The organism is Singulisphaera rosea, from assembly GCF_054877945.1.
Window position 1 is genome coordinate 88,405 of record NZ_JBTYIP020000026.1, and the last position, 14,064, is coordinate 102,468.

Consider the following 14,064-nt stretch of genomic DNA (forward strand, 5'->3'; position numbering starts at 1 on the left):
GGGGCTCATGGAGAGTCGAGGCCGGAAACCCGTCAAGCTCCTTGTCTGGGCCGTCGAATCCGGGAAGTGGCGGAAGGTCCTGCGGTCCTTCGCGACCTGGGGTCGCCACCAGGTCGGCCGACTCGTCATGGTCGCCCTGGGGATCTGGCTCCTGGGCTCGCTCGGTCTCTATTTCGCCGAACGGCAGACCAATCCCCACTACCGGAGCCCGTTCGATGCCCTCTGGAACGTCTGGCTCCTCCTCTTCAGCGGACTCGAAGATGCCCCGGAGACCCGCGCGGGCCGCCTGGTGGCGATGTTCCTCGTCATCGTCGGGGTGGCCCTTGTCGGCCTGTTCACGGCGACCGTGGCGTCACTGCTCGTCGAGAAGTACCTCAGGAGGCGAGAGGTGAGCGAATTCGCCATGGAGGATCATCTCATCCTCTGCAACTGGTCCCCACGCGGACTCGACTGGATCCGCGAGGTGCACAACAAAATCATCCAGGGCCAGAAGCGGCCCGTCGTCATCATCCACGACAGCCCGGAGGACATCGAGCTGCCGGACAAGCAAGAGGAAGACGCATTCAGCGACGTCTATATCGTCAAGGGTGACCCCAGCAACGACGTCATCCTCAAGCGGGCGAAGGTTTCGCAAGCCTACTCGGTGGTCGTGCTCGCCGACGACCGCGAGGGTAAGCATGCCGACGGGAAGACGATACTCACCTGCATCGCGGTCCGGGGAGTCTGCCGCGGCGAGCGTCAGCCGAACCTCGCGGTCGAGTGCCGGAATTCGGCGAATCGCAACCACCTGAAGCGAGCCGGCGCCGACGAGATCATCTCCTCGGATGAGCTCGGGCTCCGCCTCCTGGCCCGGGCCTCCCTCTATCACGGGATGACTCAGGTCTACCAGGAGCTGCTCACCGTCGGGCGAGACGCGAACGAGGTGTACCTCGTCGCCGCCCCGGAGGAGTTGACGGGCAAGGATTTTTCCGAGTTGTCGAACCTGTTCGCCAGGAACCGTGCCGACAGACGGTCCTGCCTCCTGATCGGCATCCAGCGGGGAAGCGAGATGCTGCTCAACCCGGTCGGCGACGAAGCGGGACCGCTCAGGGCCGACGACCAGCTCATCCTCCTAAGCCGCGTATTCCCGAACCCCACCCAGCCACTGCCGACCACGAGGCCTGACAGTCCCGCGAAAAATCCCTAGCGTCCGGTTGTGGGAGCCGCACTCTCCGGAATGGCCAGGCGTTACCTCGCGAAAGCTCCGGGGGAGGAGGCTCGTATTCTTGCTCACCTTGAGACCTGAACGCTCCTCTCCAGACGGCGGATCTCGGTACGTTGCCGGGCGGCCTGATAGTCGCAGAGGGAGGCCGAGCATGGCCACACAATGGTGACCCCGGGCCGCTCAAGCTCGGCGGTGAACCCCAGGGAAGCGAAACCGATGGGCGCGGCGGCTCGTCAAGCGTGCCGGACTCCTGGCCAGCACGCGAACCCGCCGAAACACCTATCAAACCATTTATTCTTGTTAATATAGTTATTCTTCAAATAAGGCCTACTGTTTCGACGCAAAGACCCTAGACAGGATTCGATTGATTCAACCTTCCAAATCAACGATCTTCCACAATTGTCCATCTTGCCTTTCGACGATATCTCGACTAGGATAGGGCGCATTGGTCTGACGACCGAAGCGAGCCCGCAGCCTCTCTACAATTCTGCCGCTCACCTCCCTCGCCATTCCCGCCGGCCTAGGGCCGGGATCACTTCTTTGCGATCCGAGATTCTCAACGGGTCTGTCGTAGCCCAAAGCAGGGCCGGTCCAACGCGAGACGACCCTCTCGAGGATGTCACCGCGGACCTGGTTCGCGGCTTCGACGTCCCGGAGGGCGAAGTCGCCCGTGATCTGACCGTCCGGACTGAAGGGCGAATCTCCTCCGCCGCCCGCCGGGATGAGGAGGACAATCCAGGAGTACCCACAATTCAATCGCCTGATTCATGGAAGGGACGAGCACCCGCCTTACCACCGGGAGAAAGTGGCAACCCGAGAGGCGGCGCACCGCTCGGCCCTTCGAGGGTATTTCCGTGAGAATCCTGACCCCTAAAGTCATTATCATCGAAGATCGCTACCACAAGGTCCGGGCGGACATGCTCCGCCTATTTGCCCTATTCAGGGACGCGGACGACTCGGTGGAAATGTACGAGGTCTACTATCGCGACTGCCTGCGGGGCGCGATCAATGGATGCCTTCGGACCGACGAGTTTGGTTGGGACCTACCGACCGAGTTACAGAAAGAGACAGCGATCGCGGTAGCCCAGCGAACGGTCCGCTCGGCCATCAACGGCCTCGCAGAGGATGGCGCAATCGTAAGCTGAGCGGTGAAGGTGAGCGATGGCTATGAAGCGACCCAGAACCGATCCTCCCGAGATGGGAAACTCTCCGTGGACTATGCCGAGGCGGGCCCGGTACGGCATACGTCCGAGCAGCACGGTTCAACCTCGAAAGACGATGGCCGGGTCGAGGGCGGCGACCTTCCGGAAAGAGAGGAAGGCGGCGGAGAGGCACATGCCCTGGGTACCGACGAAGACGAGGGCGGCGAGGGTCGGGGTGACGATCATCGCCATGTCGAGCTCGGTCAGGACCGGCCGTAGGGCGAAGGTCAGGCCGAGGCCGAGGAGAAACCCCAGGGCGGCGGCGAAGGACGCCTGCTCGGCGATGATCCCGTACACGTCGGCATTCCGGCCGCCGAGGGCCTTGACGGTGCCGAACTCGGGGAGGTGCTCGGTCGTCGACGCGTACAGCGTCTGGGCCACGATCACCACGCCGACGAGGGCGCCGAGGAAGACCGTGAGGAAGATCGTCAAGCCCAGGCCGGTGCTGTCGATCCAGTACCAACGCGAGATCGAGGCCCACTCGGCCTTGGTGTGGACGTCGTTGTAGGGGAGTCGGCGGCGAATCTCGCGCCGGACAGCCTCGACGTCGGCCCCCGGCTTTAGCTTGACGATGATGAAGGTCGTCCGGTGCCGGAGCTCGTCGGGCGAGAGGCTTTGCGCGAGCCGGTAGTCGAGGAAGGCGATCGGGCTCGTGGTGAACGAGCGGGCCTCGCGGGTCCGGCCGATCAGCTTGAGCCGACGGCCCTGGAACTCGCGGTAGTCGCCCACGCCGAACGCCCCGAATCGACGCTCGGCCGAGTCATCCAGCAAGGCGAACCGACCTCGGCGGAGGTCGGCCGGGTCGCCCGTCGCGACACTCCAGGGGAAGTGCCAGCGGGCGAAGTCCTCGAGGGCGTAGTACACGACCGACTCCTTGGCACCGCTCGGGAGCGCGACCATCGCGTACCAGACGATCAGGTTGTCGGCCTTGGCAACGCCTGGGACGGAGCGGACGCGCTGGACGTAGGTCTCGGGGAACGGGTTGGCAAAGTCGACGTTCGGCGTGCTCCGCGCCGAGACCCAGAGCTCGGCGTCGAGGCGGTCGATCGTGATGCTCGCGTTCTCGAGCAGGCCGAAGAATAGCCCGATCTGGATCAAGACCAACGCGACCGCGAACCCGACCCCCATCACGGTGATCGCGAATCGGGTCTTGTCGTCGAGGAGCATCTTGAAGGCCAGGTCGACCATCGGGATCACTCCGTCGAGGGCCCGGACGGCACCGTGACCAGCCGAGCGACGAGCGCGTCGGGGAGCCGGGCGATCAGGTCGGTGAGCACGGCCATCGGCCAGGGGAACCGCACGACGCCTCCGCGCCTCCGCTCGATCGCCCGGGCGATCCGCAGGGCGGCCGCGTCGGCCGACATCAGGAACGGCGTGAACGCGGCGTCCATCGGCGTCATCTCGGTCTGGACGAATCCAGGACAGACGGTCGTCACCGTCACACCCCGCCCCCGGAGGGCGATCCGCAGGCTCTCCATGTAGGCGTTCACTGCGGCCTTACTGGCGCAATAGGCCCCCTCGCCGGGCAGGCCCTTGAACGCGGCGAGGCTCGAAATCGCCACGAGATGTCCCCTCCCCCTCCGGATCATCCCCGGGAGGACGGACTCGAGCGAGTAGACCACGCCGAGGAGATTGACCCGGAAGGTCGACTCGACGTCGTCGATGTTCAAAGGATCGAGGTGCGTCGGGGCACCGAAGCCGGCGTTGGCGACCACGACGTCGACCGGGCCGAGCTTGGCTTCGAGACCGGCGATGGCCTCCCGAAGCGCCTCGCGGTCGCCGACGTCGGCCACCGCTGATTTGGCCTGGCCCCCGTTCGCTTCGACCGTCGCAACCACGGCCTCAAGCTCGGGTTGGCGCCGGGCGATCAAGCCGACGCGGTAGCCTTCCGACGCCAGGCGGACCGCCAAGGCCCGACCAATGCCGCTCGACGCCCCGGTGATCAACGCCACGCCACCCGCACTCGCCATCGTTGAGAGTCTCTCGACCATCGAAAGGGCCGGCTAGGCCCGGTGTTCAGAACAAATCCCGAAACCTGTTTCCTTCTCAAAAAAATGGGTTTCTGACCCACCCGACGTCGTCAATCCCTCGCGGAACTCAACGAGTCGCTCGCACAATGCCCGTTCCCGCCCAGCTGGACGCGGGCAACCCCTTGCGGGATGTCGTCGTCTACTCCCACAGAAACCGGTTTTTAAGAAAAAAACAGGTTTCGGGACCGATGCTCAGACCATACGAAGAAGCAAGCACGTGTTGCTCCCGCCGAAGCCGAAGGAGTTCGACACCGCGATTCGGACCGGGTGCGGCCTCGCCTCGTTGGCGACGAGACAGAGGTCGACGTCGGGCTCGTCGAGGTTGATCGTCGGGGGGATCGCCTGATGGCGGAGGGCCGTCAGGCACGCCAGGGCCTCGACCGCCCCGGCGGCCGTCAGGAGGTGGCCCGTCATGCTCTTGGTCGAGCTCACAGGGATCCGGTCGGCCGAGTCTCCCAGGGCCGTGCGCAGGACGAGGGCCTCGGACGCGTCCCCGACCGGGGTCCCGGTCGCGTGGGCGTTGACGTGGTCGACCTCGGCGGGGTCGATCCGCGCATCGGCCAGGGCGCGTCGCATGGCGGCGACGGCCGGGGCGGGGTCGGGGCTGGGGATCACGTGATGGTAGGCGTCGCTCGTGCCCGCACAGCCGGCGACCTCGGCATACGCTCTCGCCGAGCGTCGGCGAGCGTCCGAGGCCCGCTCGAGGACGAAAGCGGCGCCCCCTTCGCCCAGGACGAAGCCGTCGCGGGCCCGGTCGAACGGACGGGACGCGGCGGCCGGCTCGGCATTGCGTCGGGAGAGGGCGCGGAGGTTGCCGAACGTCGCCAGGCCGATCGGCGTGACGGCCATGTCAAACGCCCCCGCGACGCAGACGTCGACCATCCCGAGCCGGAGCCAGAGCCGGCCGATCTCCAGGGCATGGTTCCCGCTCGCGCAGGCCGCCGAGAGCGCCAGCGACGGTCCCGCGATCGGCAAGGCCCGCCGGACCCTCTCCAGGGTCGACTCGCGGTCCTGCTCGGGGTCGTAGACCCGCGTCCCCCCCGACGCGTAGTCGGCCTCCCAGAGCAGCATCCATTCGGCCCCCAGGCCGAGGACCAGGCCGATCCGGTCCTGCCGCTGGCCCCCCCAACAACCGGCGTCGCGCAAGGCCGATTCGATGCTCAAGATGGCGACGCGTTCGAGCGGAGGACGGGCTTCGAATTCCCGGGGATCCCGTCCGGGCGGGCACGGGATCGCGTCGATCTGCCCGGCGATCTGGCTCGGGTAGTCGGCCGTCGAGAACCTCCGGACCGGCCCCACGCCCGAGCGTCCCGCGAGCAGCCCGGCGTCGATCGTCGGGAGGTCGCACCCCAGAGGGGTCGCCGCCCCGACCCCCGTGATCCAGACCGGCTCATCCAAGGTCATCATGATCCTTCCCCGGCCGACTTGTCCTCGGCCCCGGCCGGAACCCATTCGACGCGGAGCCGGCCGGTCGGATCGGTCGCGATCGGCCCTCCTCCGGCCCCCTGCCCTTCGTACAAGGCTTCGATCAATCGTCCCAGCGTGGCCGGAGACGCGGTCGAGGTCCCCTCGGGCCCGTTCGCAATCCGCACCATTGGCCGGGCCCCGCCGGGTTCGGCCACGAGCGCGAGCGCCAGCGCCTGGCATTCCCCCTCGGACGCGGGCGTCTCGCCCTTCGCCGGGCGTAGCTCGGGAGACCAGCCGCTCAAGACGAGCAACATCCCCGGCACGTTCCCGAGCTTCAGCCAGCTCAAGGCGGCGAGGAACCCTTCGGCCGCCGAGTAGAAACCCCCACCAACCCCGATGTTCGGCCCCTGGATCCCCAGTGCCTGGCTGATCGTGCCCGACGCCGAGTGGAGCGCGAAGTGGGGGATCAGGTGGGGCGAGGTGCCCCAGACCCCCTCGACTCCGAACCTCTGCAACGTCAGGGCGAGGGTCGACCGCCCGAGGTAGCGAGGCGCCGCCACGAGGCCCCAGTCCTTGAATCGCGCCGGCTCGGCTCCCATTCGGTCCGCCGCGTCGAATGTGGCGATGACGCCCGCAATCGTCTGCTCATCCGAGTAGCGTAAGAGCGCCGGAGAAATGCGAGCGTCTCGTTCCGATCCCGCAGCGGGGCGTTTCCGCCATTCCGAGAGTTGCTCCCGGGTCGCTCGATAGGTCCCATGCCCGACGATCGCCCCGACGAGCCCGGAGTCGAAAGCCGGGCTCCCATGCTCGACGATCGGGGCGACCAACGCCGGATTCTCCCCCTCCATAGGTTGCAAGTCCTCGCAAGGGCCTCGTCGATGGACGTCGAGTCGGCGGCCTCGCCTCACGGCCGTGGTTCGTGTTGCAGGTCGTCGATCGGGTGAAGAGGGGGAATCCATCGAAAACCACTATGACGTGACCGACGCCCCGCGCCAATCCGAGAACGGCTTGTCCCGCGATCGCAAACTTTTGTATCCTCCTCAACGAAGTCCCCGAGGCTCGCGATCATCGACCGCCCCCCGTCACCTCGTCGCGATGGCGTCACGCACGGACTGGTCCCGGCATCAAAGCTCCGCCAAGGAGGAGGCCCGATGATCGTCACGTCCCCGATGGAGAAGCTCGAGAACGCGCTTCGGCAGAATCGCCTGGTGCGGATCATCGAGCAGTTCGGCGAGGAACATGCCGAGATCCACCTGAAGGACTTGGTCGTCGACGAGGTGGGGCCTGGCCGCGAGATCGTCGTGAACGGCCGGCGCGTGGTCAATTTCGGGTCCGACAGCTTCCTGGGGCTCGACCAGGACCCTAGGGTCCAGGAGTCGATCCGCCGAGGCCTCACGCGTTGGGGAAGCCACAATGGGGCCTCACGGGCCTTCGCGAGCGTGCGGGCCAACATCGAGGCGGAAGAAAAGCTCGCCGACTGGCTCGGGATCGAGTCGGTCCTGATTTATCCCTCGGTTACCCTGGCCAACATGGGGGCGATTCCAGGCCTCGTCGGCCGGCAGGACGTGATCGTGCTCGACGAGCACGCACATAACTCGATGCAAGAGGCCGCCAAGATTGCCAGGGCCGATGGTGTGAAGGTCGCCATCTTCTCCCACAACGACCCGAGTTCACTCCGTCGCACCCTCGAAGGGCTCCGCCCCTACCGCTGTGCCCTCGTCTGCATCGACGGTGTCTACAGCATGAGCGGCGAGATCCCCCCGATGGCCGAGCTCGACGAAACCGCCCGATCGCTCGACGCCGTCCTCTACATCGACGACGCCCACGGCACGGGCGTGCTCGGGGAGGATGGCCGAGGGACAGTGCTCGAGGCGCTGGGGAGCTACGAGAACGCCATTGTCGTCGGCTCGCTCTCAAAGGCATTTTCGTGCGCAGGAGGATTCGTCGGCTGCTCTCGGGCATTCCAACGATTGCTCAAAATCCGCTCGAATCCTTATATTTTCGGAGGACCGGTCGTCCCCCCCTACCTCGAGGCGATCGGCACGGTCGTCGACATCCTCCGCTCGGCCGACTACGCCCCCCTCCGCGACCAGCTCGTCGCGCACGTGGAGAGACTCACGACTGGCCTCACGGCCCTCGGCTACTCGGTCATCGGTGGCGTCACGCCAATCGTCTCCGTGCCGATCGGCGACGAGGCGGACACGCTCTTCGCCGGGAAATTCCTCTTCGACCAGGGCTACTACGTCCAGTCGGTCCTCTTTCCCGCCGTCCCCTACCACGGCGGCGTCCTCCGCGTGCAATGCAACGCGAACCACTCGCCCGAGTCCGTCGACGGCCTCCTCGCCGCCTTCGCCGCTTTGTCGTCGAAGAATCCCTCGTAGAGTGGGCATCGCCTACCATGATTATCCCAAAAACATAACGTTTCCAAGAGACTGATCACAGATGCCCTCCGAACGCGCCTGGATCCTCCTGATCATGCTCGTGGCGGTCCTGGCGCTGTCGGTCGGCGAGACGTTCCTCTCGAAGGGAATGAAGCAGACCGCCGAGGCTCCTCCCGGCTGGAGACCCCAGGCGATCGCCATCGTGGGCAACGGCTGGATCTGGGCGGGGGGCGGACTCCTCGTCATTCATGTCGGGCTCTACATGGCCGCGATGCGGGGGGCAGACCTGAGCTTCGTCCTGCCCCTGACCGCCGCCTCCTACCCCTTGGCGGCGATCCTCGCGAAGTACTTCCTCCACGAGGACGTCGGCCTGCTGCGCTGGGCCGGCATGCTCCTCATCACGATCGGCGTGGCGGTCGTCGGCCTGGACGACGCCCAGGCCGGCCGCTGACCGCCGAAGATCGCCCGATCGCTGGATCTCGCGCCCGATTGACGGTCGGCGGCGCCCGATTCATACTGCTGCCGGTATGAGCCGCAAGACCGCGATCCTGGAGGAAGTTATGATCCGTGGCTGGACCCTGACGAGTTGGATGATCCTGGCAACCTCGGCCTTTGGCCAGGACGCCGCGATCGAGACGACCACGGATCTCGTCGGGCGCTGGCGCGACGACATGATCAGCACCCCCGTCAACCAGGTGCTCACCCCCTACGGTCGGCAAGTGGAGTTGGCCGGGTTGCGTCCCCAGGCGTTGGCGTTGTCGCCGGACGGCAAGCATCTCCTGGTCTCGGGCAAGACGAGCGAATTGCTCGTGATCGACGTCGACCAGGCGAAAGTCGTGCAACGCGTGGCCCTCCCCAACGAAGGCCAGAAGACGCCGGACGCGGTCTCGCCGAACATCCTCAAGCCCGACCGCGAGGGCCAGGTCAGCTACACCGGATTGACGTTCTCGCACGACGGAAAACGTGTCTTCCTGAGTAATGTGAACGGGTCGATCAAGGTCTTCACCGTGGCGGCGGACGGCGCAATTCAACCCACGCAGGTCTTCCGGCTGCCGGAAGCGAATGCCCCTCGGCGCAAGCCGGAGATTCCCAGCGGACTGGCGCTTTCGGACGACGACACCCGGCTCTATGTCTGCGGCAATCTCTCCAACAAACTCCTCGAGTTGAACACCGCCGACGGCGCCCTGCTCCGTTCCTGGGACGTCGGCGTCGCGCCTTATGACGTCGTCCTAGTGAGTGGCAAAGCGTTCGTCAGCAACTGGGGAGGCCGGCGCCCCGGCCCCGGCGACCTGACCGGGCCAGCCGGCCAGGGGACGCAAGTGCGTGTCGACCCGGTCCGTCATATCGCCAGCGAAGGCTCGGTGAGCCTGATCGACCTGGCGGGAAACCGGGTCTCTCAAGAACTGCTGACGGGCCGGCACGCCTCCGCGCTGGCCGTCTCGCCCGACCGCGAGTTCGTCGTCTGCGCCAACGCGGGGAGCGACAATCTGAGCCTGATCGACGTCGCCAAAGAGGCTGTCGTCGAGACGGTCTGGGCGAAGGAAAAGCCGTCCGACCTCTTCGGGGCGTCGCCCAACGCCCTGGCGTTCGACGACACCGGCCGCCGGCTGTTCGTCGCGAACGGGACTCAGAACGCCATCGCCGTCTTCCACTTCGACCCCGAGGACAAGGGAGATACGAAACTCGAGGGCCTGATCCCCTCGGGTTGGTTCCCGGGGGCAATTGCGTTCGACGCACGCCGCAAGGCGCTGTGTGTGGCCAACATCAAGGGGCTGCCGCCACAGCCTAAGACGCAGAGGGATGGGACGAAGGGGTTCAACTCGCACCACTATCACGGCTCGGTGTCGTTGATGCCGCTGCCCTCCGCGACGGACTTGCCCAAGCTCTCGGAACGGGTCGCCAGAAATACTCGCCGAGGTGCCATCGCCCAGGCGGCGTTGCCGGCCCGACCGAACCAGCCACCCCGAGCCATCCCCGAGCGGATCGGAGAGCCCAGCCTGATCGAGCATGTCGTCTATGTGATCAAGGAGAATCGCACCTATGATCAAGTCTTCGGCAAGATCAACCGTGGGAAGGGCCAGGCTGAGTTGTGCATCTTCGGGGCGGACATCACGCCGAATCAACACAAGCTGGTCGACGAGTTCGTCCTCCTCGACAACACTTACTGCGCCGGGATCCTAAGCGCGGACGGCCACCAGTGGAGCACGACGGCCTTCAGCACGGACTACATGGAGAAAAGCTTCGCCGGGTTCCCGAGGAGCTATCCCGACGGCATGGGAGAGGACGACGTCGACGCGTTGGCCTATTCTCCCGCCGGCTTCTTGTGGGACAACGCCATCGCCCATCGGAAGACGCTCCGTAACTACGGCGAGTTCATGGGGCCGAAGGTCCGCTGGAGAGACAAGGCCAAGAAAGGGACACCCGACTATCTCGCCTGCTACCGCACCTGGAAGGGAGAATCCACCGAGGTCGTGTTCGAGAGCGAGCCGTCGGTCGAATCCATTCGCCCGTACTCTCCCACGGCCTATGTCGGCTGGGAGATGGCGGTCCCCGACCAGTATCGGGCGGATTTCATCATCCGAGAGCTCAAGGAATTCGAGAAGAATGGAGAATATCCGAATCTTGTGATCATCTGCCTACCGAACGACCACACCAGCGGCACGAGCCCCGGGAGCCCCACCCCAGCCTCGTGCATGGCGGACAACGACCTGGCGTTCGGTCGAATCGTCGAGGCCCTCAGCCACTCCCGCTTCTGGGGCAAGATGGCCATCTTCGCGATCGAGGACGACCCCCAGGCCGGCTGGGATCACATCAGCGGCTACCGGACCACGGCGTACTGCGTCAGCCCTTATGCGAAACGCAACGCGGTCGTCGGCACCCAGTACAACACCACGAGCGTGATCCGGACGATCGAACAGGTCCTCGGCCTGCCGCCGATGAACCAGTTCGACGCCTCCGCGACGCCGATGTTCGACTGTTTCACCGACACCCCCAACGCCACCCCGTTCGACTCGGTCGCGAACCTCGTCCCCCTGGACCAAATGAACCCCGCCCCGAACGCGATCCGGGATGACATCCTCAAAAAAGACGCGATCGCCTCCGCCGAGCTCAACTTCAGGGAAGTCGACAAGGCGCCCGAAGATCTCCTCAACCGCATCCTCTGGCGGGCGATCAAAGGTTCGATGATCCCCTACCCGGAGTGGGCGATCGGCTTCGCGGAGGATGATGACGACGACGATCGTTGATCGGGCTCGCGGCCCCAAAACCCGGCGGCGGCTTCAGAGCCGGGTTTTGGGATGGTCACAGGCTGGCAGGGAGGTTTCGTTTTCGATCTTGCCAATCCAGGTGAGTTCCAAATCGGTCTTCCCGCTCAAGACGAATCCTCGTCATGGAATTTCTGAAGGGCTCGCAAGAGTTCCGGCACCTTGGATTCGACCGCATTCCAGAGGATATCGTCGTTGATTGAAAAGTAGGCGTGTATCATCCAGTCCCGCATCCCGGCGATCTTCTTCCACTCGACCTCGGGCAGGCGTTGGCGCACGTCGTCGGGGATACGTTTCGCAGCCTCGCCGACGATGAGGAGACAATGGACCACGGCATGATAGGTCCGCTCGTCCCCGAGGAACGCCTCTCAGTCCATACCGACCGTGAAACGTGACACCTTCTCGCAAGCGGTACGGATGTCAGCCAGGCAGGATTGCCATTCACGGGACATAGAGAAGGTCCTTCTCGACTCTCGCCCGCATCTCGGGCCGGAGTGTGTTCGGCGTGCCGAGATCCACTTTCCTACCAAGATGGTCTTCGAGGTCGAACTTCAACCCCATGAAGTTGTCGAACGTGGCCGGCCCTTCGAATGTGACGAGGATGTCGACGTCGCTCCCCTCGTGATCGTCGCCCCGAGCCATTGAGCCGAAGACGGCCAGTGACTTGACCCCGTATTTCTCCTTCAAGGCCGGGGCTTCGGCATTCAGACGGTCGAGGATGGCTTGGCGATTCATGGGGCTCATTCCTGGGAAGACGACGCATCCGATGATTCCACGTCCTCTCCGCCTATTGTACCGTCTCCGAGGAGACCACTGGCCTCGGGGCCCTCGAGTACCAGTTTCGGCTTCGCCTGCTTCAGTCGCTTCTCGACGTCCTTGATCGGCTCGGCAGGCGGAATCTGTTCAGGGAGTGTGCCACCGATCCGCTTGATCGCTTCACGGACCTCCTTGCCAACCTGTTCGTGGGTCTGGATGGCCCGCTGTTCGCTCTTTACGCCGTCCCTCGCGAGTTTGTCGCGAGCCTGCGTCATGCGAAACTGGTTGGCGGCCAATTCCGTCGAGTCCATCCGATCCATCAGGTTTTCTTTGTCAGGAACACCTTTCTTCCGCTTGATCGCATCCCCTCCGAGCCCACCATACATCCCCTTGTACCCAGCGTCGTGGAAGATGCCGAACATGCGGTCCCTCACGCCCGCCTGCCTGGCCGCCCCCGAGAGGTTCTTGAACTCCTCGGATGCCTGCCGACGCAATTCCAACCGCTCCCTATCGGCAGCGTGCAGGTCGGACAGTTCCTGGCGACGAGCCTGGATGGCGAAGTATTGCTGAGCATGGGCGATCTCCGCCTTTCGGGGATCGCCGTTCTGAGCAATCAAGTAGCAGGCGAACCGAGAGAGGTGGTAATCGGGGACGTTCCTGGCCCCGCCCTTACCAATCTCGATCATTTTGCTGGCGCCGGCAAAATGATACTCGCAAACATTACCCGATTGTTCGCAAGAGGTTATCGCTTTCTTGACAGCACCCTCGAAGTTCCGCCATTGGCCGTAGCCGAGGAGCGATTGAATCTCACGCGCGCTCCAGTACTCGGCGCCGTGCTCGTTCGTCTGTTTCAAATCCTCGAAGGACTTACCGCCGAGAACGGGTCGTTGCTCGTCGCCCATGACTGTCTCCACTATCGTCGAAGCGAGGCCACTCGTCGTTACGCGGTGAACAGCGACGGAACCACCTCTTTCGACTTTGACGGAGCTCTTGATGCGACCGATCGGCTGAGGTCGGTCCTATAGGGCCAACTTGCTCAAGCCGCTTGATGGCAGAGAACTTCGTCAACAAGACGTCTGCACGTCCTCATCGAAGAATCGGAGGTTTCGCCGCCCAACCCACGCAGCGAACAAAAGTACACTGCAACCTCGAGCGACGCTAGAGGGTCGTTGAGTCGAGGAGGAAATGCTTCTCGGCCGTCGGTGCGATAGGCCGTTTGACGTGGTGATGGGACCCGATGGTTCAGTTTGGCGGAATCTCCCCGACGGTGCCGGGGGGATGCGTTTCCGGGCCGGCGGCGAGCTTGGCCTGCATGAGGTCGAGGAGGTCGCCGACGTTCTTCACCTGGGCGAGTTCTTCCTGGGTGAGGCGGACCCGGAACTCGCGCTCGATCCGCATGACCACGCCGACGACGTCGACCGAGTCGAGGCCCATGCCTTCGCGCAGGTCCCGGTCGTCCGTGAGGTCGGGATAGGACTCGCCCATCTCGTCTTCGAGAAGGGTCCGCAGGGTCGTGCGCAAGGCCTCACGAGTCGACATCATTACGCCTCCTGATGGGCTCTCGACCGCCCGAGGTTGGGCCGTCCTCGGCCCGGCCCGGGGCATGGGGACATCCCCGACGACTCCAACCTCGACGTCGGACGACGCGTCGGGATTCGGATTCAACGGGGGGTGGTTCCCAGGCTACCCCAGACGGTGCGAGTCCGGCCAGTGCGATTCGCCGTCCCGCGTTACCCAAGATCGTCGGCGATCGGGACTTGGCACCGCGGGTCGGGCGGCGTTATAGTCGACGAAACCGCCCCGACGCGCAAGCAGGACACG

General features: G+C 64.8%; 12 protein-coding genes and 1 pseudogene. 5 read left to right on the forward strand and 8 right to left on the reverse strand.

The features are described from left to right. Positions 1-7: 7 nt before the first annotated feature. Both ACYOEI_RS31460 and ACYOEI_RS31465 read left to right on the forward strand, forming a co-directional pair. Positions 8-1,186, forward strand: coding sequence for a potassium channel family protein (locus ACYOEI_RS31460; protein WP_462853769.1), 1,179 nt, complete (start codon positions 8-10; stop codon positions 1,184-1,186). Positions 1,187-2,058: 872 nt separating this feature from the next. Continuing rightward, positions 2,059-2,349, forward strand: a complete 291-nt coding sequence (locus ACYOEI_RS31465; protein ID WP_462853771.1) for a hypothetical protein — start codon at positions 2,059-2,061, stop codon at positions 2,347-2,349. 117 nt (positions 2,350-2,466) lie between these two features. Here ACYOEI_RS31465 and ACYOEI_RS31470 read toward each other — a convergent pair whose 3' ends face one another. The 4 genes from ACYOEI_RS31470 to ACYOEI_RS31485 all read right to left on the reverse strand — a co-directional run bounded on the left by ACYOEI_RS31470 (position 2,467) and on the right by ACYOEI_RS31485 (position 6,691). Next, on the reverse strand, positions 2,467-3,594 hold the full coding sequence (locus ACYOEI_RS31470; RefSeq protein WP_462853773.1) for an ABC transporter permease: 1,128 nt from the start codon (positions 3,592-3,594) through the stop codon (positions 2,467-2,469). Between the two features lie 5 nt (positions 3,595-3,599). Next, on the reverse strand, positions 3,600-4,376 hold the full coding sequence (locus ACYOEI_RS31475) for an SDR family NAD(P)-dependent oxidoreductase (protein WP_462853775.1): 777 nt from the start codon (positions 4,374-4,376) through the stop codon (positions 3,600-3,602). A 252-nt stretch (positions 4,377-4,628) separates the two neighbouring features. Beyond that, positions 4,629-5,843 (reverse strand): beta-ketoacyl-[acyl-carrier-protein] synthase family protein, encoded by a 1,215-nt coding sequence (locus tag ACYOEI_RS31480; protein ID WP_462853777.1) that lies wholly within the window; start codon positions 5,841-5,843, stop codon positions 4,629-4,631. Next, on the reverse strand, positions 5,840-6,691 hold the full coding sequence (locus tag ACYOEI_RS31485) for a beta-ketoacyl-[acyl-carrier-protein] synthase family protein (RefSeq protein ID WP_462853779.1): 852 nt from the start codon (positions 6,689-6,691) through the stop codon (positions 5,840-5,842). Before ACYOEI_RS31485 ends, ACYOEI_RS31480 begins: the two co-directional genes overlap by 4 nt. Before the next feature lie 303 nt (positions 6,692-6,994). Between ACYOEI_RS31485 and ACYOEI_RS31490 the strand changes: the two genes are divergently transcribed. The 3 genes from ACYOEI_RS31490 to ACYOEI_RS31500 all read left to right on the forward strand — a co-directional run bounded on the left by ACYOEI_RS31490 (position 6,995) and on the right by ACYOEI_RS31500 (position 11,469). Beyond that, entirely contained in the window at positions 6,995-8,224 is a 1,230-nt protein-coding gene (locus tag ACYOEI_RS31490; protein ID WP_462853781.1) for an aminotransferase class I/II-fold pyridoxal phosphate-dependent enzyme, read from the forward strand. A gap of 61 nt (positions 8,225-8,285) precedes the next feature. After that, positions 8,286-8,675 carry an EamA family transporter gene (locus ACYOEI_RS31495; RefSeq protein ID WP_462853783.1) on the forward strand — a complete coding sequence of 130 codons (390 nt, stop codon included), beginning with the start codon at positions 8,286-8,288 and terminating at the stop codon, positions 8,673-8,675. 109 nt (positions 8,676-8,784) lie between these two features. Continuing rightward, the gene (locus tag ACYOEI_RS31500; protein ID WP_462853785.1) at positions 8,785-11,469 is read left to right on the forward strand and encodes a bifunctional YncE family protein/alkaline phosphatase family protein; all 2,685 of its coding nucleotides are present in this window, start codon (positions 8,785-8,787) and stop codon (positions 11,467-11,469) included. Positions 11,470-11,594: 125 nt separating this feature from the next. Here the strand turns inward: ACYOEI_RS31500 and ACYOEI_RS31505 are convergent. From ACYOEI_RS31505 to ACYOEI_RS31520, 4 genes and pseudogenes are all read right to left on the reverse strand, one after another. Further along, positions 11,595-11,843 (reverse strand): annotated as a pseudogene (locus ACYOEI_RS31505) (HepT-like ribonuclease domain-containing protein); the annotation flags it as partial. An 85-nt stretch (positions 11,844-11,928) separates the two neighbouring features. Beyond that, positions 11,929-12,222 carry a nucleotidyltransferase family protein gene (locus ACYOEI_RS31510; protein ID WP_462853787.1) on the reverse strand — a complete coding sequence of 98 codons (294 nt, stop codon included), beginning with the start codon at positions 12,220-12,222 and terminating at the stop codon, positions 11,929-11,931. A 5-nt stretch (positions 12,223-12,227) separates the two neighbouring features. Then, a complete protein-coding gene (gene dinD, locus ACYOEI_RS31515; protein ID WP_462853789.1) occupies positions 12,228-13,145 on the reverse strand; it encodes a DNA damage-inducible protein D in 918 nt (305 codons plus the stop codon). 340 nt (positions 13,146-13,485) lie between these two features. Continuing rightward, on the reverse strand, positions 13,486-13,785 hold the full coding sequence (locus ACYOEI_RS31520) for an acyl carrier protein (protein WP_462853791.1): 300 nt from the start codon (positions 13,783-13,785) through the stop codon (positions 13,486-13,488). Positions 13,786-14,064: the final 279 nt, after the last annotated feature.